The organism is Caldimonas caldifontis (assembly GCF_002930615.1).
GTDB classification, from domain to species: domain Bacteria; phylum Pseudomonadota; class Gammaproteobacteria; order Burkholderiales; family Burkholderiaceae_C; genus Caldimonas; species Caldimonas caldifontis.
This window is the reverse complement of the sequence record NZ_PSNX01000010.1, coordinates 170,812-196,431: the sequence shown is the minus strand read 5'-3', so window position 1 is coordinate 196,431 and position 25,620 is coordinate 170,812. Positions and strand designations below refer to the sequence as shown.

Genomic DNA, 25,620 nt, shown 5'->3' with positions numbered 1-25,620 from the left:
TCCGAGCCTGACACCGAACCGACCCATGGCCCATCTTCAACTCAAGGCACTGCGCAAGTCCTACGGCGAGATCGAGACGCTGCACGGCATCGATCTCGACATCCATGACGGCGAATTCATCGTCTTCGTCGGCCCTTCCGGGTGCGGCAAGTCCACCATGCTGCGCTGCATCGCCGGCCTGGAGGACATCACCAGCGGCGAGCTCTACATCGGCGGACAGCTCGTCAACGAGGTCCCACCGGCCAAGCGTGGCATCGCGATGGTCTTCCAGAGCTATGCGCTGTATCCACACATGACGGTGGCCGAGAACATGGCTTTCGGCCTGCGTCTGGCTGGCATGAAGAAGGATGAGCAGACAGCCGCCGTGCAGCGCGCGGCGCAGATCCTGCAGATCGAGCATCTGCTGGAGCGCAAGCCCAAGGCGCTCTCGGGGGGGCAACGTCAGCGTGTAGCGATCGGTCGCGCCATCGTGCGCAAGCCTGGCGTCTTCCTGTTCGACGAGCCGCTGTCCAACCTGGATGCCGCGCTGCGTGTCCAGATGCGCGTGGAACTGGCCCGGCTGCACCGCGAGCTCAAGACCACGATGGTTTATGTGACCCACGACCAGGTCGAGGCCATGACCCTGGCCAACCGCATCGTGGTGTTCCATGCCGGTCGCATCGAGCAGGTGGGCACACCGATGGAGCTCTACCACCACCCGGCCAACCTGTTCGTGGCCGGGTTCATCGGGTCGCCGAAGATGAACTTCATCTCCGCCACGCTCGAATCCGCCGCAAGCACAGAGGCGCTTCTGCGGCTGGCCGATGGTCGTCTTCTGCGGGCCGACGTGGACGCCACGGCATTGCCCGGCGGTGCCGCTGTCACCCTGGGCGTGCGCCCTGAACACATCGACTCGCAGTCCGCGTCTCCAGACAATGAACTGCGTGGCACCGTCCATGCTGCCGAGCATCTGGGAGATGTCACTTATCTCTACATCGACGTCCCTGGCGCACAGGCGCCGGTGATCGTCCGGGCTTCGCCTGACAACCCGCTGGCCGCTGGTGACACCGCCCGCCTGGGCCTACCGCCACAGCGATGCCATGTCTTTGATGCCGAAGGCCGGGCGCTGCCTCGCCCGCGCTGAACGGCTCCGTTTTCCACCTTTCCCCAACCGTGTCATCGGACATACCCAAGCGCCCGACCAGGCCCAAACCAAAGGAGCAAGCCATGAACATTCAACGTCAACGCATCAAGCTGGTGGCTGCGGCCGCCACGCTGGCCCTGTCGGCCGGCTTCGCTGGATCGGCCTATGCCGTCGAACCCGGCAAGCTGCTGATCTGGATCAACGGCGACAAGGGCTACAACGGCCTGCAGAAGGTCGGTGACGAATTCGAGAAGAAGACCGGCGTGAAGGTGACCGTGGAGCATCCGGAAGATGCCCCGGGCAAGTTCCAGCAGGCTGCGGCGGCCGGCAAGGGCCCCGACATCTGGATCTGGGCGCACGACCGCGTGGGCGAGTGGATCCAGGGTGGCCTGCTGCAGCCGGTGACCCCGTCGAAGAAGATCGTCGACGACATCGACCCGTTGGCCTGGAAGGCCTTCAACATCGGGGGTCGCACCTGGGGCTACCCGATCTCGATCGAAGCGGTGGCCCTCATCTACAACAAGGACCTGGTGCCCACCCCGCCCAAGAGTTTCGAAGAGGTGATTGCACTGGACAAGAAGCTCAGCGCCCAAGGCAAGAAGGCCATCCTCTGGGACTACAACAACACCTACTTCACCTGGCCCCTGCTGGCAGCCAACGGCGGCTATGCCTTCAAGCAGAAGGCTGACGGCACCTATGACCCGAACGACACGGGCGTGAACAACGCTGGTGCCCTCAAAGGGGCTGAACTGATCGCCACGATGATCAAAGACGGCGTGATGCCCAAGGGCGCCGGCTACGCCGACATGGAGGCCGCCGTGAACCAGGGCAAGGTTGCGATGATGATCAACGGCCCCTGGGCCTGGGACAACCTGAAGAAGTCCAAGATCAACTTCGGTGTCGCCAAGATCCCCACCGTGGCGGGCAAGAAGGCGGCCCCCTTCGTGGGCGTGATGGGGGCGATGGTGAACAAGTCCTCACCCAACCGGGACATTGCCGTGGAGTTCATCGAGAACCACATGCTCAGCGTGGCCGGATTGAAGGCCATCAACGACGATGTGCCGCTGGGTACGCCCGCATCGAAGGCGTTCTTCAACCAGCTCAAGAGCGACCCCCACATCCAGGCCACCATGGCCAGCGCTCAGGATGGCGCACCCATGCCCAACATCCCGGAGATGGGCCGCTTCTGGTCATCCATGGCGTCTGCCCTGCAGAACATGACCGAGGGCCGCCAGACCCCCAAGGAGGCCCTGGACGCAGCGGCCAAGCGCATCAGCGCCAAGTGATCTGTCCCGCGGCCCGCAAGGGCCGCATCCGAACTTTCTATGACTCAGATTTCCGTCCTGCAGCGTTGGGCTCCCCCGGCCATTGGCATCGTCCTGGCCTTGGGGGCGCTCTACCTCGTCACCCTCATCCATGCGGCCGGTGAAACCCTGCTGGCCGGCACCGTGCTGACGGTGACGGCCCTGGCGGCCTGGGTCTATTCCTCCCAAAGGCTCTACGCCTATCGGTACCTGTTCCCCGGCATCGCCGCCGTGGTGATCTTCGTGGTCTTCCCGATGCTGTACACGGTGGCCATCGGCTTCACCAACTACAGCTCACGCAACCTGCTCACCTTCGAGCGCGCGACCAGCTACTTCCTGGATGAGACCTACCAGGCCGAGGGCCGCAGCTACAACTTTGCCTTGCTGAGCGACGGCAACATCTTCGTAGGCCGCTTCGAGGACGCTGAGACGGGTGAACTCTTCCTCAGCCCTGAGCTCGATCTGGAGGACCCGACGCCCGAGCCGGTGGTCACCCAAGCCGCGCGCCAGGACCCGGACGGCTTGGCACCCGTGGAACTGCGGGAGCTCATCCGCTTGCAACCTCGCTTGCGTGCGCTCACGGTGACCATGCCTGATGGTGGTCTGGTGCGCATGAGCGGCCTGCGTCAGTTTGCGCCGGTCCAGAAGCTCTACGCGCTCAATCCCGACGGGAGCCTGACCAACAGGCAGGATGGCTCGGTGCTGCGCCCGAACTTCGAGCTGGGGTTCTACCAGAACGAGGCAGGCGAAAACATGGCTCCAGGTTTCCAGGTCGGGATCGGCGCCGCGCACTTCAAGCGCATCTTCACCGATGAAGCCTTCCGTGAACCCTTCGTGCGCATCTTCCTCTGGACGGTGGTGTTCGCCGCGCTGACGGTACTCTTCGCCACGTCGGTCGGCATGGTCCTGGCCGTGCTCCTGAGCTGGGAGGCCCTGCGCTTCCGCGGCGTCTATCAGACGCTGCTCTTCCTGCCCTATGCGGTGCCCGGGTTCATCTCGATCCTCGTGTTCAAAGGCCTGTTCAACAACAACTTCGGCGAGATCAACCTGATCCTGAACGGCCTCTTCGGCATCAAGCCCGCCTGGTTCTCGGACCCCTTCCTGGCCAAGACCATGCTGCTGATCGTGAACACCTGGCTGGGTTACCCCTACATGATGGTGCTGTGCATGGGCCTGCTCAAGGCCATCCCGTCCGATCTTTACGAGGCCTCGGCGGTGGCCGGTGCCGGGCCGCTGACGAACTTCTTCCGCATCACGCTGCCGCTGGTCATCAAGCCGCTGGCCCCGCTGATGATCGCGTCCTTCGCTTTCAACTTCAACAACTTCGTCCTGATCAACCTCCTCACCGGCGGGCGCCCTGATTTCCTGGACACCCAGATTCCGGCAGGCACCACGGACATCCTGGTGTCCTACACCTACCGCATCGCCTTCGAGGACTCGGGGCAGAACTTCGGCTTGGCGGCTGCCATCTCCACCGTCATCTTCGCGATGGTGGCGCTGCTGTCATGGATCAACCTGCGCGCCACGCGCATCACCAAGGACGAAGCCCGCTGAGGCCCCGGAGCAACCACCATGGCCATCGTTCTCGACAAATCCCATCGCTGGCGTGTGCTCGCAGCCCACGCATTTCTGATCTGCCTGATCGCCGTGATCATCTTCCCGTTCCTGATGATCCTGTCGATCTCACTGCGGCCTGGAAATTTTGCCGCGGGCAGCCTCATTCCCGATCAGATCAGCCTCGAGCACTGGAAGCTGGCGCTCGGGATGTCCTATGAGGGGCCGGATGGGCGGATGGTCGAACCGCCCTTCCCCGTGCTGCGCTGGCTGTGGAACTCGGTGAAGGTGGCCACCCTGTCGGGGATCATCACCTTGCTGCTGTCCACCACCGCCGCCTATGCCTTCTCACGCATGAAGTTCCGCGGCAAGTCGCAGGCCCTGTCGGCCCTACTGCTGATCCAGATGTTCCCGGCCGTGCTGGCCCTGGTGGCCATCTATGCCATCTTCGATCGCATCGGCAACGTGTTTCCCTTCTTCGGGATCAATAGTCATGCCTCGCTGCTGCTGGCCTACGCGGGAGGCATCGGACTGTTCACCTGGACCATCAAAGGCTACTTCGACACCATCCCCGGTGAGATCGAGGAAGCGGCCAAGGTCGATGGGGCCTCGCCCTGGCAAGCCTTTCGCCTCGTGTTGCTGCCGATGGCGGTCCCCATCCTGCTGGTGGTCTTCCTGCTTGCGTTCATCCACGCCATCATCGAGTACCCGGTGGCCTCCGTGCTGCTGCAGGGGCAGGACCAACTCACCCTGGCCGTCGGCTCCAAACTTTTTCTGTACGAACAACGCTACCTTTGGGGCGACTTTGCGGCAGCGGCCATCCTGTCGGGCCTGCCCATCACTGTCGTCTTCATCCTCGCCCAGAAATGGATGGTCTCCGGCCTGACGGCCGGCGGCATCAAGGGCTGAGATTGCACCCTCTTCCCCAACCGCCCTTCAACCACCGCAAGGAGACATCGCCATGACGCCTGCACACATCTTCGCCAAGGCGGCCGCCGCCGCGCTGACCGCGCTCACCCTGGGTAGCGCCATCGCTCAGAGCTCCGCTCCTCCGGCGGGCTTCGTGTCCATTCACTACAACCGCTGCGACAACAACTACGACGGTTGGGGGGTGCACCTTTGGAAGGACGGCGGCATTCCTCTGCCAGGCATCGAATGGCAAAAGCCCATGATGCCCACGGGCCAGGACGACTTTGGCGTGTACTGGCACACCAAGCTCGACGACTACGTCAAAGGTCGTGTCAACTACATCATCCACAAGGGCGACACCAAGGACCAAGGTGGCCGCGACATGGCTTTCGATGGCAACGCGCACAAGCAGATCTGGGTGAACAACGGCGACCGCGCGATCTATACCTCCCTGGCTGATGCGAAGAAGGCCCGCGAAGCCAAGCCCTGCAAGTGAGCTGAGGTCTTCCGCTCGCGCTCGCGATCGACCCGCTCCGCGCCTTGGCGTGGAGCGGTGCCCACCCTTTCGTCTCTCTCGTGCCATGAAGCCCCACCACCTGGCTCTGCTGCTCGCGCCTCTGATGGCCGCCTGCGGCACCTCTACTCCGTCGACGAAGCCCCAGGCCACCGCTACGCCGGCCATGCAGGCCAGCACGGCCATCCCGGACAGCGTGCCGGGCCGGTTCGCCGACAACCCGATCGTCTACTTCGTCATCACCGATCGCTTCTTCAACGGCAACCCGGGCAACGACAACAGCTACGGCCGCCAGCGCGAAGCCAACGCGCGTGACGACGTGGGCACCTTCCAGGGCGGTGATCTCAAGGGATTGACGGTCAAACTCAAGGAGGGCTACTTCAAGTCGCTCGGTGTCAACGCCCTGTGGATCACCGCCCCGTACGAGCAGATCCGCGGATGGGTGGTCGGCGGCGACAAGGAGTTCAAGCACTACGCCTACCACGGCTACTACGCGCTCGACTACACCGTGCTCGACCAGAACATGGGTACGCCCGATGAACTGCGCGAGATGGTGCGCACGGCTCACGCGCAGGGCATCCGCGTGCTTTTCGACGTGGTGATGAACCATCCCGGCTACCTCGACATCCGCACCGCCTCCGAGCTTGTCCCCAAGGTGCTGTGGCCGGGGCACGAGAACGCCACCTTGCGCAACTACCACAGCTACATCGACTACAACAACTTTGCCTTCGGCGAATGGTGGGGGCGCGACTGGGTCCGCGCCGGTCTTCCGGGCTACATCGACGGCGGACGTGATGACCGCACCATGCAGCTGGCCTACCTGCCCGACTTCCGGACCGAGAGCCAGCAGGCCGTCAAGCTGCCGACCTTCCTGCGCAACAAGCCGGGCACCCGGGCTGTCGACCTGCCGGACACCACCGTGCGTGGCTATCTCATCAAGTGGCTGACTGACTGGGTCCGCGAGTACGGCATCGACGGCTTCCGCGCCGACACCGTCAAGCACGTCGAACCCGAAGCGTGGGCCGAACTCAAGCGCGAGGCCACCAAGGCCTTGGCCGAATGGAAGGCGAAGAACCCCCAGCAGAAGATCGACGACGAGCCCTTCTGGATGGTGGGCGAGTACTGGGGACATGGGCCGCAGCGTACCGCGCTGCACGATGCCGGCTTCGACGCGATGATCGATTTCAACTTCCAGCAGCAGGGGCGGCGATTCAACGAGCCCGAACCGATCTTCGCCCAGTACGCGCGCGTCTATGCGGGCCGGCCGGATTTCAACAATCTCGCCTACATCTCCTCGCACGACACGGAGCTCTTCAGCCGCAAGCGCCTGTATGAAGCCGGCACAGCCCTGATGCTGGTGCCCGGTGGAGTCCAGATCTTCTATGGCGACGAAACCGGCCGTCCCGAAGGCCACCGCCCGCGCAGCGATCCCCAGCAGTCCACCCGTTCGTTCATGAACTGGGACAGCATCGACCAGGACCTTCTGAGTCACTGGCGCAGGCTGGGCACGTTCCGCGCTCGCCATGTTGCACTGGCTCGCGGCGTGCACGAGCAACTGCAGGCCTCGCCCTATGTGTTCAGCCGCATCGACGCGCCCAGTGGCGACCGCGTGGTGGTGGCACTGCCCACGCCGGGTCCGGCAACGATCCCTGTCGGCTCGGTCTTCAAGGAGGGCGAACGATTGCGCGATGCCTACACCGGCCAGCTCGTCAGCGTGGCTTCGGGTCAGGTGCGCCTCGAGGCAGGACGGGTCGTGCTGCTCGAGCGTGCACCGGCTGTCTCGCGCTGAAAGGCCAGGCATGCAGCTCCAGGGTCTTGGCGCCGCCCCTGCCGATCGGTGGCGGGCAATCTTGGGTACAGTGCGCATGGAGAGATCAGCCCATGCCCCTGCCCACCCCAGACGCCGCCGCCTCCGTCCTGACCACCCCCATGCTCGGGTCCGTGGGGAGCGCTAACGTGCCAGGATTCACGCCGCCCTATCCCGACCCCCGCCTGCTCGCCGACATCGGGGCGACCTACGCACGCTTCTGCCTGGAGCATCAGCCTGGGCGATTCGACTACGTGACGGTGCTCCCCTGCGCCGACTACCCGGGTTTCGTGGAGGTCGTCCAGGCCTATCTGGACAGCCTGCCGCCGGGGACGAAGCCTCGCCATGCGGCCGTGGCCATCGCCAATCCCATCGAAGGCGACTGGGTGCGCATGACCAATCGCGACTGGGCCTTCTCCATTGCCGGGGCCCAGCGCCTGCTGGGCCTGTCCACCCTGCTGGTGGTGAACAACTTCACCGCACTGGCAATGTCGCTGCCCCGGGTGGGTGAACAAGGGCGTGAACAGGTCGGTGGCGGCGAACCCCAGGCCAATGGGGTGATCGGCCTGCTGGGGCCGGGTACCGGCCTGGGTGTCTCGGGCCTCGTCCCTGTGGGCGACCGCTGGGCCACGCTCGCCACCGAAGGGGGCCACGTCAGCTTTTCGCCGGCCGACGAGCGTGAGCTCAAGGTGCTCCAGTACGCCTGGAAGTCGCTCACCCACGTATCCGCCGAACGGCTGGTGTCGGGCCCCGGCATCGAGATCATCTACCAGGCGCTGACTGACGGGCGCACCGACCTGCCCGCCCGCCTGAGCACCACCGACATCGTCCAACGCGCCATCCAGAACCTCTGCCCCTGGTGCGTGGAAGCCGTCGAGACCTTCTGCAACATGCTCGGCACCGTGGCGTCCAACCTGGCGCTCACGCTCGGGGCCACTGGCGGCCTGTACATCGGTGGCGGCATCGTGCCGCGTCTGGGCGAGTTCTTCCTGCGCTCGGGCTTCCGGGAACGCTTCGAGGCCAAGGGCCGCTTCTCCGGCTACGTGGCGCGCATCCCCACCTATGTCCTCACGGCAGAGAACCCGGCCTTCCATGGCGTGTCCTCGCTGCTGGCCGAGCATGTGCCGGCCCACGAAGGGGGCAATCCGCTGATGGAGCGTGTGCGGGCCGCCCGCCCCAGCCTCACGCCGGCCGAGCGACGGGTGGCTGATTTCGTGCTCGACAACCCGCGCACGGTGCTGAACGATGCCATTGCCGTGATCGCCCAGATGGCCGAGGTGAGTCAGCCCACGGTGATCCGCTTCTGCCGCTCACTGGGCTTCCAGGGGCTGGCCGACTTCAAGCTCAAGCTCGCCTCCGGCCTGACCGGCAACATTCCCGTGCAGCGGACGCAGGTGCGCCGGCAGGACGCCACCCCCGACCTATGCGCCAAGGTGCTGGACAACACGATCTCTGCCATCGTGCAGTTCCGCGAGTCGCTCAACGTCGAGGCGGTGGACGAGGCCATCGAACTGCTGCGCGAAGCCAAGCGCGTCGAGTTCTACGCGATGGGCAACTCCACGGTGGTGGCGCTCGACGCCCAGCACAAGCTCTTCCGCTTCCGCATCCCTTCCGTGGCCCACACCGATGCCTCGATGCAGTCGATGGCCGCCGAGTTGCTCGGCCCCCAGGACGTCGCCGTCTTCATCTCCAGTTCGGGTCAGCCACCGGAGCTGGTGCGTGCCGCCACACTGGCGCGTGACCGAGGCGCTGCGGTGCTGGCCATCACGGCCAGCAAGTCACCGCTGGCCAAGAAGGCCACCGTGTGCATCCCGGTGGATCACAACGAGGACAGTGCCACCTTCCTGGCGATGATCTCGCGCATCCTGCACCTGCTGGTGGTCGACATGATGGCCGTGGGCGTGGCGATGCGCCGTGAGGCCGGCAGCAGCGTGCCTCGTTCAGCGCAACCGGGCGAGACGCCCGGCGACCATCCGCCGGGCATGCTGATCTCCCACGTGCTCTGACGGCCCCGCCGTCAGCGCACGCAATCCACGTAGTAGCGGCGCGTTCCGGTCGCATCCTCCTCTTCCACCAGGCCGTGCACGTCGGTGTCGAAGCCGGGGAAGGCCGCATTGAACTCGCGCGTGAAGCGCAAGTAGTCGCAGATCTTGCGGTTGAAGCGCTCACCCGGGATCAGCAGCGGGATCCCCGGGGGGTAGGGCGTCAGCAGCGAGGTCGTGATCCGCCCTTCCAGCTTGTCGATCTCGACCCGCTCGGTCTCGCGGTGGGCGATGCGGGCGTAGGCGTCGCTGGGCTTCATCGCCGGGTGCAAGTCGGACAGATACATCTCGGTGGTCAGGCGCGCGATGTCGTTGCGGGCGTACATCTCGTGAATGCCCTGGCAGAGGTCCCGCAGGCCCATGCGCTCGTAGCGCGGGTGCTGTGCACAGAACTCCGGCAGGATGCGCCACATCGGCTGGTTCTTGTCGTAGTCGTCCTTGAACTGCTGCAGGGCCGTCAGCATCGTGTTCCAGCGGCCCTTGGTGATGCCGATGGTGAACATGATGAAGAAAGAGTAGAGCCCGGTCTTCTCGACCACCACGCCGTGTTCGGCCAGGTACTTGGTGACGATCGAGGCCGGGATACCGGTCTTTGCGAACTTGCCATTGAGGTCCAGGCCCGGGGTGACGATGGTCGACTTGATCGGGTCGAGCATGTTGAAGCCTTCGGCGAGCTTGCCGAAGCCGTGCCACTTGGCCGACCCCTTGATGAGCCAGTCCTCGCGCTCACCGATGCCCGAATCGACCAGCTTGTCGGGTCCCCAGACCTTGAACCACCAGTCCTTGCCGAACTCCTTCTCCACCTTGCGCATCGCACGGCGGAAGTCGAGCGCTTCCAGGATGCTCTCGGCCACGAGGGCCGTGCCGCCGGGCGGCTCCATCATGGCCGCCGCCACGTCGCACGACGCAATGATCGCGTACTGCGGCGAGGTGGAGCTGTGCATCAGGTAGGCTTCGTTGAACAGGGCCCGATCCAGCTTGCGGGTCTGCGAGTCCTGCACGAGGATTTGTGAGGCCTGGCTCAGACCGGCCAGCAGCTTGTGCGTGGACTGCGTGGCAAACACCAGCGACTCCTTGGTCTTCACCCGCCCCTTGCCCATGGCGTGCATGCCGGCGTAGAAGTCGTGGAAAGCCGCGTGCGGCAGCCAGGCCTCATCGAAATGCAGCGTGTCGATGTAGCCATCGAGCATCGACTTGATGCTCTCGGTGTTGTAGAGCACGCCGTCGTAGGTGCTCTGCGTGATCGTGAGCACGCGCGGCTTCACCTTCTTCGGGTCCACGCCCTTGAGCAAGGGGTTGGCGGCGATCTTCTTCTGGATGGCCTCGCGGGTGAACTCGCTCTGCGGGATGGGGCCGATGATGCCGTAGTGGTTGCGCGTGGGCGTCAGGAACACCGGCACAGCGCCGGTCATCGTGATCGCGTGCAGGATGGACTTGTGGCAGTTGCGGTCCACCACCACCACGTCCCCCGGGGCCACCGTGTGGTGCCACACCATCTTGTTGGACGTGGAGGTGCCATTCGTGACAAAGAAGCAATGGTCAGCGTTGAAGATGCGCGCCGCATTGCGCTCCGATGCCGCCACCGGGCCGGTGTGATCCAGCAGCTGCCCCAGCTCTTCCACGGCGTTGCACACGTCGGCACGCAGCATGTTCTCGCCGAAGAACTGGTGGAACATCTGACCGATGGGGCTCTTCAGGAAGGCCACGCCGCCGGAGTGCCCCGGGCAGTGCCAGGAATAGGAGCCGTCCTGGGCGTAGCCCACCAGCGCGCGGAAGAACGGCGGCGCCAGCGAATCGAGGTAGCTCTTGGCCTCGCGGATGATGTGGCGTGCCACGAACTCCGGGGTGTCCTCGAACATGTGGATGAAGCCGTGCAGTTCCTTCAGCACGTCGTTCGGAATGTGCTGGGAGGTGCGTGTCTCGCCGTAGAGGTAGATCGGAATCTCGGCGTTCTTGAAGCGAATCTCGCTGACGAAGGCTCGCAGGCCCTTGAGCGCCACGTCCACCTCCTCGCTGGAGCCCGTGCCGAACTCCTCATCATCGATCGACAGAATGAAGGCGCTGGCACGACTTTGTTGCTGGGCGAACTGCGACAGATCACCGTAGCTCGTCACCCCCAGGACCTCGAAGCCCTCTTTCTCAATGGCACCGGCCAGAGCGCGGATGCCCAGGCCCGAGGCATTCTCGGAGCGAAAATCCTCATCAATGATCACGACGGGAAAGTGAAAGCGCAGCATGGCGGCCCCCTGGGCTCAAGTCAGAACGGAAACCGCGAAGTGTAGGGCTTCAGGCACCCTGAGGCGATGACGGGTCCGTCCTGTTCCGCACGCGCCACACCTGGAAGATAAGGCCTTCGGCCATCCGGGCCGCACTGAACGTACACTGCCGTCGGTCCATTGACACCAAGGAGTCCCGTACCGATGGATTTCGAAGCTTCAACCTGGTGGTGGATCCTGGCCGGCCTGGCCGTGATCGCCGAACTGCTCTCGGGCACCTTCTACCTGTTGATGCTTGCCCTGGGCCTGTCGGCAGGCGCCTTGGCGGCGCATGCAGGTGCCGGGCTGGCCGGACAACTGGTGGCCGCCGCACTGGTCGGAGGCGGCGCCGTGGCCGGATGGCGCTGGCGACGGGGCAAGGCCGCCGCCTTGTCCAGCCGAGGTCGGGCCGACCTCAACCAGCTCGACGTCGGCGAACGTGTCACGGTGGAACAGTGGCAGGCCGACCGCACCGCCCGCGTGCACTACCGCGGCGCCACCTGGACCGCTCGCTATGCGGGCTCGGACACGCCCGAACCTGGCGCGTTCGTCATCAAGGCCGTCGAAGGCACCCGCCTGCTGATCGACCGCTGAGCCGCTTTCACCTCAGGAGGACCCATGGACTTTCAGATCGTCGCCCTCGTCATCGCCGCCATCGTGCTGGTGTTCATCATTCGCTCGCTCAAGGTCGTTCCCCAGCAGAACGCCTGGGTGGTTGAACGCCTGGGCCGCTTCCATGCGGTGCTCAACCCGGGTCTGAACATCCTGGTACCCTTCATCGACCGTGTGGCCTACAAGCACTCGCTGAAGGAAATTCCCCTGGATGTGCCCAGCCAGGTCTGCATCACGAAAGACAACACTCAACTGGCGGTGGATGGCATCCTGTACTTTCAGGTCACCGACCCCATGCGGGCCAGCTACGGCTCGTCCAACTACATCATTGCCATCACCCAGCTTGCCCAGACCACGCTGCGCTCGGTGATCGGCAAGATGGAGCTGGACAAAACCTTTGAGGAGCGCGAGGCGATCAACGTTGCGGTCGTCAATGCGCTGGACGAAGCCGCGCTGAACTGGGGCGTGAAGGTGCTGCGCTACGAGATCAAGGACCTGACACCACCCAACGAGATCCTGCGCGCCATGCAGGCTCAGATCACGGCCGAGCGCGAGAAGCGCGCCCTCATCGCCGCTTCGGAAGGTCGCAAGCAGGAGCAGATCAACATTGCCGAGGGCGAGCGCCAGGCCTTCATCAACAAGTCGGAAGGCGAACGCCAGGCCGAAATCAACATCGCACAGGGTCAGGCGGCTGCCATCGTCGCCGTGGCCGACGCCACCGCTGAAGCCATTCGCAAGATCGCCTCGGCGATCCAGCAGCCTGGCGGCACTGAGGCCGTCAACCTCAAGGTGGCCGAGAAGGCCGTGGAAGCCTATGCCCAGCTGGCGCAGAAGAACAACACCATGATCGTGCCCGGCAACATGACCGAGGTCTCTGCGCTGATCGGCACCGCGATGACGCTGATGAAGGGGGCCACCCCCTCCGGCCGCTGATCGGCCGGCCCACTTCGCTCGACCGTGTTCGCAAGCATCGCCAAACTTGCTACAATCTCGCGCTTCGGCCGGTGGGCCCCACAAACACCCTGGAGAGGTGGATGAGTGGTTTAAGTCGCACGCCTGGAAAGCGTGTGTGGGTTAATAGCCCACCGCGGGTTCGAATCCCGCCCTCTCCGCCAGAACCCCGCATGTAGCCTCGCTCTGCGGGGTTTTGCTTTTCCGGAACCGCACTGCCGTACACCGGTATTCGGCGGCGCCCGGTCGTCCTGGCACCCGACTGGCATACTCGGTTACAGGTGCGGCCCGCCTTGGTGGCGATGCTGCACCGTTTTCTTTCAGAGTACCGAGGAGTAGTTTTCGTGAAGTTGGATCGCCGTTCCCTGATTGCAAACGCCGGCATCGCCGGTGTCCTGGCCGCGGGTGTTGCCCCGGCCGTTCATGCTCAAACCGCCGTTCGCTGGCGCCTGGCTTCGAGCTTTCCCAAGTCCCTGCCCACCATCTTCGGGTCGGCAGAGAAGTTTGCCGAGACGGTCAAGGCCCTGTCTGGTGGTCGTTTCGAAGTGTCGCTGCATGCTGCCGGCGAGCTCGTGCCCGCCTTCGGCGTGGTCGACGCGCTCCAGAACAGCACCATCGAAATGGCGCAGACGGCGCCCTACTACTTCACTGGCAAGGATTCGATCTTCGCTTTCGGTTGCGCCGTGCCTTTCGGACTGACCGCGCGTCACATGGACGCATGGATGGAGCATGGCAACGGCCGCAAGCTGATGGACGAGTTCTATGCCAAGTTCAACATCGTCTCGATGAGCGCAGGCAATACCGGCACTCAGATGGGTGGCTGGTATCGCAAGGAAATCAAGACCGTCGCCGACCTGAAAGGTCTGAAGATGCGCATGGGTGGCGGCCTGTTCGGCGAGTCGATGGCCAAGCTGGGTGTGGTGGCCCAGAACATGCCGGCCGGCGAGGTCTACCAGGCGCTCGAAAAGGGCACACTCGATGCCACCGAGTTCGTCGGCCCCTACGACGACGAGAAGCTGGGCTTCAACAAGGTGGCCCCCTTCTACTATTACCCAGGGTGGTGGGAGGGTGGCGCCGAACTCGCCTTCTTCATCAACAAGAAGGCCTTTGACGCCCTGTCAGCCGAGAACAAGGCCATCGTCCGTGCCGCTGGCGCCGTGGCTGCGCGTGACATGACCGCCAAGTACGATGCCGAGAACCCGGCAGCGCTCAAGCGACTGGTCGCCTCCGGAACCAAGCTCGTGGCCTTCCCGAAGGCCGTGATGGACGCGGGCTTCAGGACGGCCATGGAGGTGTTTGCCGAGCACGAGGCCAAGTCGGCCGAGTTCAAGAAGATCCACCAGGACATGCGCGCCTTCCAGCGCGACCAGATCCTGTGGAGCCGCTTCTCGGAGTGGCGCTACGACAGCTACATCAGCACCGCCAAGATCTGAGCGGACTCCCCGGCCGCGAAGGCCGGGCAAAGAAAAAGGCGTCCCGAAGGACGCCTTTTTTCATGGGGCCAAGGACCCCGATGATCAGCGGATCACGGCGAGTTGCTCGCGCTGGCCACCCTTGTAGGTGAACAGGGTCAGGGCACCGTTCTTGATGTCGCCCTTCTCGTCGAAGGCGATCGTACCGGTCACGCCCTTGTATTCGATCTTGGCCAGTTCAGGCAGGTACTTGGCGGGATCGACGGAGTCGGCCTTCTTCATGGCTTCCACCAGGGTCAGGGTCGCGTCATACACGTACGGAGCGTACAGCTGCACGTCGATGTTGAACTTCTGCTTGAACTTGTCCTTGAAGGCGTCCATGCCCGCCTTCTGCTCGCCTTCGACGCCACCCGCCTCGGCACAGTAGACCTGATCGTCCGCCATGCTGCCGGCAGCCAGCTTGGGCAGTTCGCCCGTGCAGATGCCATCGCCGCCCATGAACTTGGCATTGATGCCCAGGGACTTCATCTGGCGCAGCATCGGGCCGGCCACGGCATCCATGCCACCGTAGAACACCACGTCGGGGTTCTTGCCCTTCACCGTGGTCAAGATGGCGGTGAAGTCGGTGGCCTTGTCATGCGTGAACTCGCGCGCCACGACGTTACCACCGGCAGCCTTGACGGCCTTCTCGAACTCGTCCGCCACGCCTTGACCATAGGCGGTGCGATCGTCGATCACGGCGATCGCCTTGCCTTTCAGGGTTTCCACGGCATAGCGGCCCAGCGTGCCACCCAGGTGAACGTCGTCAGCCACCACACGGAAGGCGGTGTTGAAGCCCTGACGGGTGTAGCGGGGGTTGGTAGCCGAGGGAGAGATCTGCGGGATGCCCGCGTCGTTGTAGATCTTCGAGGCCGGGATGGTCGTGCCGGAGTTCAGGTGACCGATCACACCCTTGACGCCGGAGTCCACCAGCTTCTGAGCAGCCGCGGTGCCTTGCTTCGGATCGGCAGCATCGTCTTCGGCCAGCAGTTCGAAGCGGATCTTCTTGCCACCGATGACCAGCCCCTGGGCGTTGAGTTCGTCAACCGCCAGACGTGCACCCATCTCGTTGTCCTTGCCCAGGTGGGCGATGGCACCGCTGGTGGGACCCACGTGCCCGAGGCGAACAACTTCCTCACTGACCGCAGGCGCCGCAGCAGGCGCCGCGGCAGCGGGTGCCTCTTCCTTTTTTCCACATGCGGCCAAACCGGCCAGAGCGACCGCGGATGCCAGGAGTGTCAGCTTCTTCATAGATGTCCTTGAAAGAGATTCAGCGAACTGGGTTGAGGGCGCGGCCAGGCCGCCCCGGAGCTTGAATCGCAAACTGTATATCAATCCGCGTGAAAAACTCCATGGCGTTGCCCCTGATTGATGTTGCGTGGCCGTCACGCTTGAAGCAAGTGGCGGGCCAGCTCAAAGCAAGAGGCCTCAGCCGGAGAGCCCGACCTCGTGGCGCTCGATCGGGTGGCCCGCACCCTGGTAGTGCTTCCAGCGCTGCCGCCCTGCAAGGCGGTCGTCCTCGTCACTGGCAACCAGTTCAATGAGGCGCTCGAAGGCCTCATGACCATCGGGCACCTCCACCCCGATGTTCACCAGCACCGATCGGTGCGGCAAGTCGTGGGCACGCCGGGCCAGCCACAGGCGCGTGCGCGTTGCCACCCGCGAAGGCACCCGGGGCGATCCGTCCGCGATGCTGGCGTGCGGCACGAAATCGACAGGGTCGAAGCTCCACAGGGCCCGATCGAGTTCAGCGAGCTGGCGCTCGCCCCCCACCACCCCCACCGGCACACCTTGCCGCACCGCCTTGCGCAGCAGCCGGCAGGCATAGCCCAGCTTGTCGGGTATGTTGAAGTGGAATGCAATGGCCGTCACGGCCTCACCCTGACTCAATCGGCCTGGCGCAGCAGGTAGCGCGTGAGCAGGCCCACGGGGCGGCCCGTGGCCCCCTTGGCAGCGCCACTCTTCCAGGCGGTGCCAGCGATGTCGAGGTGCGCCCAGCGGTACTTGCCCGTGAACTTGCGCAGGAACATGGCGGCCGTGATGGCCCCTCCTGCTCGGCCGCCCACATTGCCCATGTCGGCGAAGTTGCTCTTGAGCGCCTCCTCGTACTCGTCGTCCAACGGCATGCGCCAGCACGGGTCGAGCGATTCCTGCCCGCTGGCAAGCAAGGCCTGGGCCATTTCATCATCGGCCGTGAACAATCCGGTGTGATGATGACCCAGCGCGATCACGCAGGCACCGGTGAGGGTGGCAATGTCGATGACCGATGCCGGCTTGAAGCGTTCGACATAGGTCAACGCATCACACAGGATGAGACGGCCTTCCGCATCGGTGTTGAGGATCTCGATGGTCTGGCCCGACAGACTGGTCACCACGTCCCCCGGCTTGACCGCACGACCGTCAGGCATGTTCTCGCATGCGGGGATCACCCCGACGACGTTGAGGCGCGGCTTCAGCTGGGCAACGGCCCGCAGGGTGCCCAGCACGCTGGCGGCGCCGCCCATGTCGAACTTCATTTCGTCCATCTCACCCGCCGGCTTGATGGAGATGCCCCCGGTGTCGAAGGTGATGCCTTTGCCCACCAGGACGTGCGGCGCCTCGCCCTTGCGGCCCCCCTCGTAGCGCAGCACGATGAAGCGCAGGGGCTGTTCCGAGCCTTGGGCGACGGCGAGGAAAGCCCCCATGCCCAGCTTTTCCACGGCCTTGCGGTCGAGGACCTCGACCTTGAGCCCGTGCTCGCGCGCCAGCTTGCGGGCTTCCTGGGCCAGATGGGTGGGGGTGCAATGGTTGCCCGGCCGATTGGCGCACTCGCGAGCCAAGGCAACGCCCTCGGCAATGGCCGACGCCTGGATGAGGGCCTGCTGCACTCCCTTGAGCTCTGCCTTGTCCACCAGCACGCTGACCCGGGCAAGGGCCGGCGCGGGCGGAGCGCTGGGCTTGGTGTGCCGGTACACATAGGCGGCGTCTTGCACCGCGCCCACCAGCGCCTGGGCATGCGCCGACTCCAAGCCCTTGGCCCCGCAACGCGCCACGACGACGTGGCGGGCCCCACCGGACTTGAGCGCCTGGAAGGCCCCCTGAGCCGCCGCGCGCAGGCTCTTGGCCGAATCGTTGGCCGCCACCGACCAGACCAGGCGCGGCGCCCGAACGCCCGCCGGACGGTGCGCATACAGCACACGCCCCGCCTTCAGCGCCAGATCACCCGCCTTGATGGCGTCGTCCAGCAGCCCAGCAAGGGCAGGAGGCAGCCCTTGGTCGGCCATGTTGGCGTTGAGGATGATCACCAGGGCATCGCAAGGGGTTTCGGCCCACAGGGTGGCCGCGGAAGAAAGCGCTCGAAAGTCCATAATGTCGCCGTTCATTCAGTGCTTCGATGTTATTCGATTCCTCCGTTCGCAAAGAGCTGGGCCGCAGCTTCGGCGCCACCCTCGTGGTGCTGCTGACCATCGTGCTCACCATGATGCTCATCCGTACCCTGGGCCAGGCGGCCAGCGGTGCGGTGTCCCCTCAGCATGTGGTGCTGCTGATGGGCTACACCGTGCTGGGCTACCTGCCCACTGTCCTGGCACTGTCCCTGTTCGTGGCCACGGTGAGCACACTCTCGCGCATGTACCGCGACAGTGAAATGGCCGTCTGGTTCGCCAGCGGCGTGCCGCTCAGCCGCTTCGTCAAGCCGGTGCTGCGCCTGGGCGCCCCCGTGCTGGCCGTGATCGCGGTGCTCGCCTTGTTGGTATGGCCCTGGGCGAACCAGAGCATCCGGGACTTGCGCACGCTGTATGAGCAGCGCTCCGACCTCTCCCGCGTGACGCCTGGCCAGTTCCAGAGTTCGAGTGACGGTCGTCGCGTGTTCTTCATCGAGCGCAACACCGATGAGGGTCGCGTGGGCCGCAATGTCTTTGTTCTTACGCGCAACGACGAGCGTGAGTCCGTGACGACGGCCAGCATCGGCAGGATCGAGGTGGAGGGCGAGGACCGCTACCTCGTGCTGGAGGCCGGCCAGCAGGCCGACCACAACCAGCGCACGGGCGAACGACGTATTGCGCAGTTCGACAGCTACCGGCTGCTGATCGATGAAAAGGTGCGCACCCAGGAGGTCACCCCGCCTGCGCGAGCCCTGTCCAGCCTGTCGCTGCTGCTGGATCCGCAACCCCGTCACCTCGGAGAGCTCACCTGGCGGGTTGGGCTGCCCCTGACGGCCTTCAATCTGCTGCTCCTCGGGGTGGCCCTGTCAGCCACCTCGCCGCGGCGGGGTACGAGCTGGAACCTGATGGCTGCGCTGCTGGCATTCATCGTGTACTACAACCTGCTGAACCTGTCCCAGGCCTGGGTGGGCACCGGTCGCCTCACGCCGGTGGCCGCACTGCTCCTGATCCATGGTGGCACCGCCTTGCTGGCCTTGGCGCTGCTTCGCTGGCGAGAGCGCGGCTGGGCCGGCTGGCTGCCCTGGCCGCGTCCGGCCCGACCCCGAACTGCTCCATGAAGACGGTCCGCCGCCTGCTTTACACCGACGTGCTGGGTGCGATTGCCTTCGTGGCCATCGCTTTTCTGGCCCTGTTCTTCTTCATCGACGTGGTCGATGAGCTTGAGCGTGTGGGCCGAGGAGGGTACCAACTGCACCAGGCCCTGCTCTATTGCCTGCTGCTGCTGCCGGGCCATCTGTACGTGCTCATGCCCATTGCCGTGCTGATCGGCACCATCTACGCCCTGGCACGCATGGCCCAATCGTCGGAATTCACGATCCTGCGCGTCAGCGGCCTGGGGCCGCAGCGCGCACTCACGCTGTTGCTCGGCCTGGGCCTTGCGTTTGCTGCTGCCACCTTCGTCCTGGGCGACTACCTCTCCCCGGCTTTCGACCGCGAAGCGCATGCCGTGCGGACCGCTGCGCGAGGCGGTACCGTCTATGGGCAGGCAGGCACCTGGCTGAAAGACCGTCAAATCACCCCCGAGGGCGAACGCAGCTATTCCGTCCAAGTGACTGCAGCCGGGCCGGACGGTCGCCTGCGCAACGTCCGGCTCTACGAATTCGATGCCGACGCCCGGCTCATCGGTCAGCTGCAAGCAGACTCCGCGGTGGTGGGCGACGATGGCCTGTGGCAGCTTAGCAGCGTGCAACGCAGCCATTGGCGGCCTCAGGCCAAAGGAGGCGACCTGGAGGTGATTGAAGAGCAGCTGGACCGCTTTGAATGGCGCAGCACGCTCACCCGCAACGTGGTGGTGGCCGCCGTGCGTCCCCCCAGCGAGATGTCCGCGCTCGACCTCTTTCGCTACATGACGCACCTGTCTGACAATGAGCAGGCTGCCCAACGCTACGAAATCCAGTTCTGGAAGAAGGTGCTCTACCCCTTCGCCTGCCTGGTGATGGTCATGCTCGCCCTGCCCTTCGCCTACCTGCACAGCCGTTCAGGGGGCATCAGCCTGAAGGTCTTCGGTGGCATCATGCTCGGGATCAGCTTCGTGTTGCTGAACAACGTCTTCACCCACATCGGGCTGTTGCAGGACTGGACCCCGTGGGTCGCGGCGGCCACCCCCAGTGCCGTGTATTTCCTGCTGTCGCTGCTGGCCTTCAACTGGCTGGTGCGCCACCGCTGAGGCTCATGTTGCGTCCCCACGGCATCATCCTCTTCGCCCATGGCGCTCGCGACCCGGCCTGGGCTCAGCCTTTCCAGGCGGTTCGCACCCATGTGGAGCAGTTGCGCCCGGACACCCGGGTGGCGCTGGCCTTCCTCGAGTTCATGCCCCCGTCTCTTCCCGAGGCTGCGCAGCAGTTGGCCGCCCAAGGATGTGCCGAGGTCCAGGTCGTGCCCCTGTTCCTGGGCGCCGGCGGCCACGTCCGCAAGGACCTGCCGCACCTCATGCAAGCGCTGGAGAAGCAGCACCCGGATGTGCGCTGGACCCTGCAGCCAGCCATCGGCGAGGATCCGGAAGTGATCGCGGCCATGGCGGCGGTGGTGGCGCGCATGGGGCGCACCGGCTAAGCCGGTTTCATTCTTCAGTGACATAATTCAAGACATCTTCAGATGGTCTTGAAATATGAACCTGCACCAGTTCCGCTTTGTCCAGGAAGCCGTGCGGCGCAACCTGAACCTCACGGAAACCGCAAAGGCGCTCTACACCTCGCAACCGGGTGTGTCCAAGGCCATTCTCGAGCTGGAGGAAGAGCTGGGCGTCGACATCTTCGCGCGGCATGGCAAACGTCTGAAACGGGTGACGGAGCCCGGCCAGGAAGTCCTCAAGTCCATCGAGGTCATCATGCGTGAGGTGGGCAACCTCAAGCGCATCGGCGAAGAGTTCTCGAAGCAGGACACCGGCACCCTGTCGATCGCCACCACCCACACGCAGGCACGCTACGTGCTGCCGGCACCGGTCGCACAGCTGCGCAAGCGATTTCCCAAGGTGAGTGTCAGTCTGCACCAGGGCACGCCGGAGCAGGTGGCCCAGATGCTGCTGCAGGAAACCGCCGAGGTGGGTCTGGCCACCGAGTCGCTGGCGGGCTTCGAGGACCTGGTGACCCTGCCGTGCTACGAGTGGTCGCACGTGGTGGTGCTGCCGGCCCAGCATCGCCTGGCCAGCGTCGAACGGCTGTCGCTGGACGACCTGGCTGGCGAGCCGCTCATCTCCTACCACCCCTCGTTCACCGGTCGCACCAAGATCGACCAGGCCTTTGCACTGCGCAAGCTCAAGCCCAACATCGTGCTGGAGGCCATCGACTCCGACGTGATCAAGACCTATGTGCGCCTGGGCCTGGGTGTGGGCATCGTGGCCGAGATGGCCGTGCGAGACGACCCGACCTTTGCTGCGCCCGCAGGCGACCTGGTGTGGCGGCCCGCCGGTCATCTGTTCGGCCAGAACCTGGCGCGCATCGCCTTCAAGCGGGGCGCCTACCTGCGCAGTTTCGTCTATGCCTTTGCCGAGCTGACCTCGGAACGCCTGAACCGCAACCTCATCATGCGGGCCATGGGCGGCGAGTCCAGCTCCTACGACCTCTGAGCCTGCCCATGAACGCTGTCCCCCAACTCACCACCCGCCTGCCCAAGGTGGGCACCACCATCTTCACCGTGATGTCGGCCCTGGCGCAGGACCATGACGCCGTCAACCTGGGTCAGGGGTTCCCCGACTTCGACTGCGACCCCCGCCTGCTCGACGCGGTGAACGCAGCCCTGCGTGCCGGCCACAACCAGTACCCGCCCATGGCCGGAGTGCCTGCCCTGCGCGAGGCCATTGCCGCCAAGATCGAGGCACTGTACGGCCGTCGCTACGACCCGGGTCGCGAGATCACGGTCACCGCCGGTGCCACCCAGGCCATCCTCACGGCCATCCTGGCCGTGGTGCACCCTGGCGACGAAGTGATCGTGCTCGAACCGTGCTACGACAGCTATGAACCCAACATCGAGCTGGCCGGCGGCAAGGCGGTGTTCGTGCCGCTGGGGCGAAGCGCCGAGGCAGGCGACTTCCGCCCTGACTTTGCACGCATTGCGCAGGCGATCACGCCGAGAACGCGCGCCCTCATCCTGAACACCCCGCACAACCCCAGCGCCACGGTCTGGACTGCCGACGACATGCGCGCGCTGGCTGACCTGCTGCGGCCGACCAACATCGTGGTGATCAGCGACGAGGTCTACGAACACATGATCTTCGATGGGCAGCAACACGAGAGTGTGGCGCGGCACGCAGACCTTGCCGAGCGCAGCTTCATCGTCTCGAGCTTCGGCAAGACCTATCACGTCACCGGCTGGAAGGTGGGCTATGTGGCTGCACCGGCCGCTCTGATGGCCGAGTTCCGCAAGGTGCACCAGTTCAACGTGTTCACCGTGAACACGCCCATGCAGCACGCCCTGGCGGCCTACATGGCTGACCCGGCGCCCTACCTGGAACTGCCGGCGTTCTACCAGCGCAAGCGCGACCTCTTCCGCGCCGGCCTGTCGGGCACGCGCTTTCGCCTGCTCCCCAGCCAGGGCAGCTACTTCCAGTGCGTGGACTACAGCGCCATCAGCCCGCTGGGAGAGGTGGACTTCTGTCGCTGGCTGACCACCGACGTGGGCGTGGCCGCCATTCCGCTGTCGGTCTTCTACAGCGACGGCACCGACCGCCGTCTTGCACGCTTTTGCTTTGCCAAGCGCGACGAGACGCTCGGTCTTGCGCTGGAAAGACTGTCTCGCCTCTGAGGGGCTTCAGGCCTGCCGGTCCTTGCCGGGCTCCAGACCGTGCACAGGTTCGTCCGGCGTGAACTCGATCAGGTTGCTGGGCACCGCATCGGACGGCTTGGGGGCAGGCGACAGGTCACGGTCGGGTCCACCGGGGCCCAGGTCGAGGTGCACATCGACTTTGTCCTCTTCAGGCACCGAGGGCGCCTCGAAGGAGGAAGCGCCCTGCACTCCCAGCGTGGGCTCCAGCCGGGTCGCGTAGGGGTCTTCGGGCTCGTCCAGCGGAAGCAGCAGATCGACCTCCGCACCGGTCGAGTCGAGCTGAACCCGGTCACGCGCAATGCCGTAGAGCACCAGCAATTCCCGATAGGCCGGCAGATCGAAGGCCTTGGCGTCGCCATCGCCCCTCAGCAGTGAACCCTGCAGGACTTCCAGGGAACGCACCGGAGAATCCCATAGGCGCTGCAGCCGGGAGATCACCGTGGGGTAGTCTTCCAGAGACCGTCCCTCGGACAAATCCTCCTCCCATGACGGCGCATAGGCATTGAAGCGCTGATTGAACTGCCGGCGCACATCGTCGTATGCCTCGCGATCCCCGCGGCGTTTGTGGATGTCGAGCAGCTTCAGGAAGGGCAGAGGGCTCGGGTCGCGATGTTCCCTGACGTGCCCCTGCAGCAGCTCGATGGCCGATTCATCCTGACCCAAGGCCATGAAGAACTCGGCCTGCTGCTCCAGGTCGATCAATTCCTCGACTGCAACCTTCTCAGGCGCATCTGCGGCCTCGGCCAGGGTGCCGACCGCTGGCCCCGAAGCCGCCGATGCCTTTTGCGCAGGGGCCACCGGGGACGACGGCGGCTTGACAGACGGCGCCCCCACTGGGGCTGCCGGTGCCGCTTCAGGGACGGCCGCCGGTGGGGGTTCCGCCACCTGCGGGGGCGCTGTGTCGACCTTCCTGGACGGCTCATGGGGCGCGGGCGCCGAGGCCAGATCCACCGGGAGGCTGCCCACGGCCGACGCGCGCCACCACGTTCCCGATGCGCTGGCTCGCTGCCGCGCAACCCACACCAGGGCGGTCGCCAGCACCAGGCACAGCGCCAGCAGCACATACACCAGCGGATTGGCGTAGCGCTGCTGTTGTGCCTCGCGCAGGTTGGCCTGCAATGCTTCCAGGGCCTGGCGCGTGGCTGCCGACTCCTGACGCAGCGCGGCCAGGCTTTCTTCCAGCTGGCGCATCCGTTCGCTGTCGCGTGCGGCCTGCTCCGGCGTGGTGTTCAGGGCTTTCCACAGGGCAGCGGCGGCCTGCTGCTGTTCGGGGGAAGCCGGCTCTGTGCTGCCCAGGCTGCCGGCGATGCGCAGCGACGGTGCGCTGAAGAGTTCTGCGTCGAGCGGATCGAGCCGCAGGCGCGGTTGCTCGGCGGCCGGGCGTGAAGGGGCGTCGGCAGTCCTGGGCGACGTCCGCCGACGCGCTGGCGCCGCCGCGTCGGTCGCGCTGGGGGTCGGGGAGCGCACCGCCTTGCCCCTGTCCGTTCGGGAGGGAGGAGCGCTGCTTTGGTCTGCTGGACGCGCGGCCGGTGAGGCGGCCACGGCAGGCGCCGGCGCCTGTGCAGCTGGCGGCGGAGCTGGCATCACCAGGCTTGGAGGGTCAGCCAGCGCAATGAACTGCCGCTGCAGGCGGGACTTGCAGCCCACTGTCACATCGATGGTGATGATGGGTTCGCTCACCGGACCCGCGGTACGCACCCTCAGGGTCTGCTCCAGCCCCGGCGACGGAGGATCCCATTGCGCACGAACCTGACTTCGGCCCAGCCGCGCATCACCGAAGCTCACCTCGGCGCTGACACACTCGGCCTCCCCCCGCTCACCAGGCTCCACCCGAACCTGGACAGCAAAGTCCAGGGGCTGACCCAGGGTGGCCTGGCTGCTGGCTCCTCCGAAGCCGAGGCCCCATGCCCCCCCGCTGACTCCACACAGGGCCAGGGACAACCAGGGCGTCAAAAGACTTTTTCGGCGGGAGGGGCGGAGGCTCTTCATGCGGTGCGTGTCACGCAGGTGAAATGACTCTAGCATGAAGGCCCTCATGTTCCCGTGCGTGGTTCCGCTGATGTGTGGCGGGGTCATGCACAATCGCTTCAGTCCTCAGGCCCGATGAGCAGCCATGTCCAGTGAACTCCTGACCGAACGCATCGACCGCACCCTGGTGCTCACCTTGAGCGCACCCGAGACGCGCAATGCCTTGTCCGAGGAGATCATGGCCGCGGGCGTGGAAGCACTGAACGTGGCCGAGTCGTCCGACGAGATCCGCGCCGTCGTGATCACCGGTGCAGGGGACGCCTTCTGCGCGGGCGGCAACCTGCAGCAGTTGCAGCGCAACGCCCAGCTCGGGCCCGAGGTGCAGACGTCGCGGCTGGAGCGCTTTCACCGCTGGATCGAGGCGATCCGCACTTTCCCCAAGCCCGTGATCGCCGCCGTCGAGACCGTGGCGGCCGGGGGCGGGTGTTCGCTGGCCCTGGCCTGCGACCTGCTGGTCGCCGGCCGCGACGCACGCTTCACGCTGGCCTACAGCCGCATCGCCCTCAGCCCCGACGGAGGCGCAAGCTGGCAACTCATGCAGATGCTGCCGCGCCCACTGGCCACCGAACTGCTCTGGCTGAGCGAACCGATCTCGGCCGAGCGGTTGCACCAGTTCGGCCTTGTCAACAGAGTGACAGACAAGGGTCGCGCCCTGGCCGAAGCTCTGGCCATGGCTGCGCGCCTGTCCGAACTGGCGCCCAACGCCCTGGCCAGCTCGAAGGAGTTGCTGAATCACTGGCCGGCACGCACCCTGCCCCAGCAACTCGACGCCGAACGAGACAGCTTTGTCGACAACCTGCACCACCCCAATGCCCGAGAAGGCATCGCTGCCTTCCTCGAGAAGCGCCCCGCCCGCTTTCGCTGAAGCGGCCTCGCCAGGGGGCCGG

The 25,620-nt window shown here is 65.2% G+C and carries 21 protein-coding genes and 1 tRNA gene; 17 read left to right on the top strand and 5 right to left on the bottom strand.

The annotated features are described in order from the left end of the window. Positions 1-25 precede the first annotated feature (25 nt). The 7 genes from C1704_RS11995 (at position 26) to C1704_RS11965 (ending at position 9,217) form a co-directional block, all read left to right on the top strand. On the top strand, positions 26-1,123 hold the full coding sequence (locus tag C1704_RS11995) for an ABC transporter ATP-binding protein (protein WP_104302953.1): 1,098 nt from the start codon (positions 26-28) through the stop codon (positions 1,121-1,123). Positions 1,124-1,206: 83 nt separating this feature from the next. Next, entirely contained in the window at positions 1,207-2,409 is a 1,203-nt protein-coding gene (gene malE, locus C1704_RS11990; protein WP_104302952.1) for a maltose/maltodextrin ABC transporter substrate-binding protein MalE, read from the top strand. Between the two features lie 39 nt (positions 2,410-2,448). Further along, entirely contained in the window at positions 2,449-3,981 is a 1,533-nt protein-coding gene (gene malF, locus C1704_RS11985; RefSeq protein ID WP_104302951.1) for a maltose ABC transporter permease MalF, read from the top strand. An 18-nt stretch (positions 3,982-3,999) separates the two neighbouring features. Further along, on the top strand, positions 4,000-4,890 hold the full coding sequence (malG, locus tag C1704_RS11980; protein ID WP_104302950.1) for a maltose ABC transporter permease MalG: 891 nt from the start codon (positions 4,000-4,002) through the stop codon (positions 4,888-4,890). A gap of 52 nt (positions 4,891-4,942) precedes the next feature. Beyond that, positions 4,943-5,386, top strand: a complete 444-nt coding sequence (locus tag C1704_RS11975; protein WP_104302949.1) for a pullulanase-associated domain-containing protein — start codon at positions 4,943-4,945, stop codon at positions 5,384-5,386. 85 nt (positions 5,387-5,471) lie between these two features. Further along, entirely contained in the window at positions 5,472-7,193 is a 1,722-nt protein-coding gene (locus tag C1704_RS11970) for an alpha-amylase family glycosyl hydrolase (RefSeq protein WP_104302948.1), read from the top strand. 140 nt (positions 7,194-7,333) lie between these two features. Beyond that, on the top strand, positions 7,334-9,217 hold the full coding sequence (locus C1704_RS11965; RefSeq protein WP_170064690.1) for a glucokinase: 1,884 nt from the start codon (positions 7,334-7,336) through the stop codon (positions 9,215-9,217). A gap of 11 nt (positions 9,218-9,228) precedes the next feature. Here the strand turns inward: C1704_RS11965 and C1704_RS11960 are convergent, their stop codons facing one another. Beyond that, a complete protein-coding gene (locus C1704_RS11960) occupies positions 9,229-11,490 on the bottom strand; it encodes an arginine/lysine/ornithine decarboxylase (RefSeq protein WP_211286928.1) in 2,262 nt (753 codons plus the stop codon). 183 nt (positions 11,491-11,673) lie between these two features. Between C1704_RS11960 and C1704_RS11955 the strand changes: the two genes are divergently transcribed. The 4 genes from C1704_RS11955 to C1704_RS11940 all read left to right on the top strand — a co-directional run bounded on the left by C1704_RS11955 (position 11,674) and on the right by C1704_RS11940 (position 14,504). Beyond that, positions 11,674-12,102 carry an NfeD family protein gene (locus tag C1704_RS11955; RefSeq protein ID WP_104302946.1) on the top strand — a complete coding sequence of 143 codons (429 nt, stop codon included), beginning with the start codon at positions 11,674-11,676 and terminating at the stop codon, positions 12,100-12,102. A 24-nt stretch (positions 12,103-12,126) separates the two neighbouring features. Further along, the gene (locus tag C1704_RS11950; RefSeq protein ID WP_104302945.1) at positions 12,127-13,053 is read left to right on the top strand and encodes an SPFH domain-containing protein; all 927 of its coding nucleotides are present in this window, start codon (positions 12,127-12,129) and stop codon (positions 13,051-13,053) included. A gap of 91 nt (positions 13,054-13,144) precedes the next feature. Next, positions 13,145-13,235, top strand: a tRNA-Ser gene (locus C1704_RS11945). 186 nt (positions 13,236-13,421) lie between these two features. Further along, on the top strand, positions 13,422-14,504 hold the full coding sequence (locus C1704_RS11940; protein ID WP_104303008.1) for a TRAP transporter substrate-binding protein: 1,083 nt from the start codon (positions 13,422-13,424) through the stop codon (positions 14,502-14,504). An 84-nt stretch (positions 14,505-14,588) separates the two neighbouring features. Here the strand turns inward: C1704_RS11940 and C1704_RS11935 are convergent, their stop codons facing one another. The 3 genes from C1704_RS11935 to C1704_RS11925 all read right to left on the bottom strand — a co-directional run bounded on the left by C1704_RS11935 (position 14,589) and on the right by C1704_RS11925 (position 17,869). Further along, positions 14,589-15,773, bottom strand: coding sequence for a branched-chain amino acid ABC transporter substrate-binding protein (locus tag C1704_RS11935; RefSeq protein WP_104302944.1), 1,185 nt, complete (start codon positions 15,771-15,773; stop codon positions 14,589-14,591). Between the two features lie 177 nt (positions 15,774-15,950). After that, a complete protein-coding gene (locus C1704_RS11930; protein WP_104302943.1) occupies positions 15,951-16,394 on the bottom strand; it encodes a DNA polymerase III subunit chi in 444 nt (147 codons plus the stop codon). A 14-nt stretch (positions 16,395-16,408) separates the two neighbouring features. Next, positions 16,409-17,869 carry a leucyl aminopeptidase gene (locus C1704_RS11925; protein WP_104302942.1) on the bottom strand — a complete coding sequence of 487 codons (1,461 nt, stop codon included), beginning with the start codon at positions 17,867-17,869 and terminating at the stop codon, positions 16,409-16,411. A 26-nt stretch (positions 17,870-17,895) separates the two neighbouring features. Here C1704_RS11925 and lptF point away from each other — a divergent pair, with 26 nt between their 5' ends. The 5 genes from lptF to C1704_RS11900 are packed head-to-tail and all read left to right on the top strand — an operon-like array spanning position 17,896 to position 22,684. Continuing rightward, positions 17,896-19,002 carry an LPS export ABC transporter permease LptF gene (gene lptF, locus C1704_RS11920; protein WP_104302941.1) on the top strand — a complete coding sequence of 369 codons (1,107 nt, stop codon included), beginning with the start codon at positions 17,896-17,898 and terminating at the stop codon, positions 19,000-19,002. Beyond that, complete coding sequence (gene lptG / locus C1704_RS11915) at positions 18,999-20,111, top strand: LPS export ABC transporter permease LptG (RefSeq protein ID WP_104302940.1); 1,113 nt, start codon at positions 18,999-19,001, stop codon at positions 20,109-20,111. The genes lptF and lptG overlap by 4 nt, the downstream gene beginning before the upstream one ends. A 5-nt stretch (positions 20,112-20,116) precedes the next feature. Beyond that, complete coding sequence (locus tag C1704_RS11910) at positions 20,117-20,497, top strand: sirohydrochlorin chelatase (protein ID WP_104302939.1); 381 nt, start codon at positions 20,117-20,119, stop codon at positions 20,495-20,497. A gap of 55 nt (positions 20,498-20,552) precedes the next feature. Further along, on the top strand, positions 20,553-21,509 hold the full coding sequence (locus C1704_RS11905) for a CysB family HTH-type transcriptional regulator (protein WP_104302938.1): 957 nt from the start codon (positions 20,553-20,555) through the stop codon (positions 21,507-21,509). Positions 21,510-21,517: 8 nt separating this feature from the next. Further along, on the top strand, positions 21,518-22,684 hold the full coding sequence (locus C1704_RS11900; RefSeq protein WP_104302937.1) for a pyridoxal phosphate-dependent aminotransferase: 1,167 nt from the start codon (positions 21,518-21,520) through the stop codon (positions 22,682-22,684). 6 nt (positions 22,685-22,690) lie between these two features. Here the strand turns inward: C1704_RS11900 and C1704_RS11895 are convergent, their stop codons facing one another. Continuing rightward, positions 22,691-24,172 carry a hypothetical protein gene (locus C1704_RS11895; protein WP_146076079.1) on the bottom strand — a complete coding sequence of 494 codons (1,482 nt, stop codon included), beginning with the start codon at positions 24,170-24,172 and terminating at the stop codon, positions 22,691-22,693. Between the two features lie 646 nt (positions 24,173-24,818). Between C1704_RS11895 and C1704_RS11890 the strand changes: the two genes are divergently transcribed. Further along, positions 24,819-25,598, top strand: a complete 780-nt coding sequence (locus C1704_RS11890) for an oxepin-CoA hydrolase, alternative type (protein ID WP_104302935.1) — start codon at positions 24,819-24,821, stop codon at positions 25,596-25,598. Positions 25,599-25,620: the final 22 nt, after the last annotated feature.

What these genes read in the sequence shown, in the direction of transcription:
- C1704_RS11995 (WP_104302953.1), top strand. Translation starts at nt 26, where the DNA reads ATGGCCCATCTTCAACTCAAGGCACTGCGCAAGTCCTACGGCGAGATC.
- malE (WP_104302952.1), top strand. Translation starts at nt 1,207, where the DNA reads ATGAACATTCAACGTCAACGCATCAAGCTGGTGGCTGCGGCCGCCACG.
- malF (WP_104302951.1), top strand. Translation starts at nt 2,449, where the DNA reads ATGACTCAGATTTCCGTCCTGCAGCGTTGGGCTCCCCCGGCCATTGGC.
- malG (WP_104302950.1), top strand. Translation starts at nt 4,000, where the DNA reads ATGGCCATCGTTCTCGACAAATCCCATCGCTGGCGTGTGCTCGCAGCC.
- C1704_RS11975 (WP_104302949.1), top strand. Translation starts at nt 4,943, where the DNA reads ATGACGCCTGCACACATCTTCGCCAAGGCGGCCGCCGCCGCGCTGACC.
- C1704_RS11970 (WP_104302948.1), top strand. Translation starts at nt 5,472, where the DNA reads ATGAAGCCCCACCACCTGGCTCTGCTGCTCGCGCCTCTGATGGCCGCC.
- C1704_RS11965 (WP_170064690.1), top strand. Translation starts at nt 7,334, where the DNA reads ATGCTCGGGTCCGTGGGGAGCGCTAACGTGCCAGGATTCACGCCGCCC.
- C1704_RS11960 (WP_211286928.1), bottom strand. Translation starts at nt 11,490, where the DNA reads ATGCTGCGCTTTCACTTTCCCGTCGTGATCATTGATGAGGATTTTCGC.
- C1704_RS11955 (WP_104302946.1), top strand. Translation starts at nt 11,674, where the DNA reads ATGGATTTCGAAGCTTCAACCTGGTGGTGGATCCTGGCCGGCCTGGCC.
- C1704_RS11950 (WP_104302945.1), top strand. Translation starts at nt 12,127, where the DNA reads ATGGACTTTCAGATCGTCGCCCTCGTCATCGCCGCCATCGTGCTGGTG.
- C1704_RS11935 (WP_104302944.1), bottom strand. Translation starts at nt 15,773, where the DNA reads ATGAAGAAGCTGACACTCCTGGCATCCGCGGTCGCTCTGGCCGGTTTG.
- C1704_RS11925 (WP_104302942.1), bottom strand. Translation starts at nt 17,869, where the DNA reads ATGGACTTTCGAGCGCTTTCTTCCGCGGCCACCCTGTGGGCCGAAACC.
- lptF (WP_104302941.1), top strand. Translation starts at nt 17,896, where the DNA reads ATGTTATTCGATTCCTCCGTTCGCAAAGAGCTGGGCCGCAGCTTCGGC.
- lptG (WP_104302940.1), top strand. Translation starts at nt 18,999, where the DNA reads ATGAAGACGGTCCGCCGCCTGCTTTACACCGACGTGCTGGGTGCGATT.
- C1704_RS11910 (WP_104302939.1), top strand. Translation starts at nt 20,117, where the DNA reads ATGTTGCGTCCCCACGGCATCATCCTCTTCGCCCATGGCGCTCGCGAC.
- C1704_RS11905 (WP_104302938.1), top strand. Translation starts at nt 20,553, where the DNA reads ATGAACCTGCACCAGTTCCGCTTTGTCCAGGAAGCCGTGCGGCGCAAC.
- C1704_RS11900 (WP_104302937.1), top strand. Translation starts at nt 21,518, where the DNA reads ATGAACGCTGTCCCCCAACTCACCACCCGCCTGCCCAAGGTGGGCACC.
- C1704_RS11890 (WP_104302935.1), top strand. Translation starts at nt 24,819, where the DNA reads ATGTCCAGTGAACTCCTGACCGAACGCATCGACCGCACCCTGGTGCTC.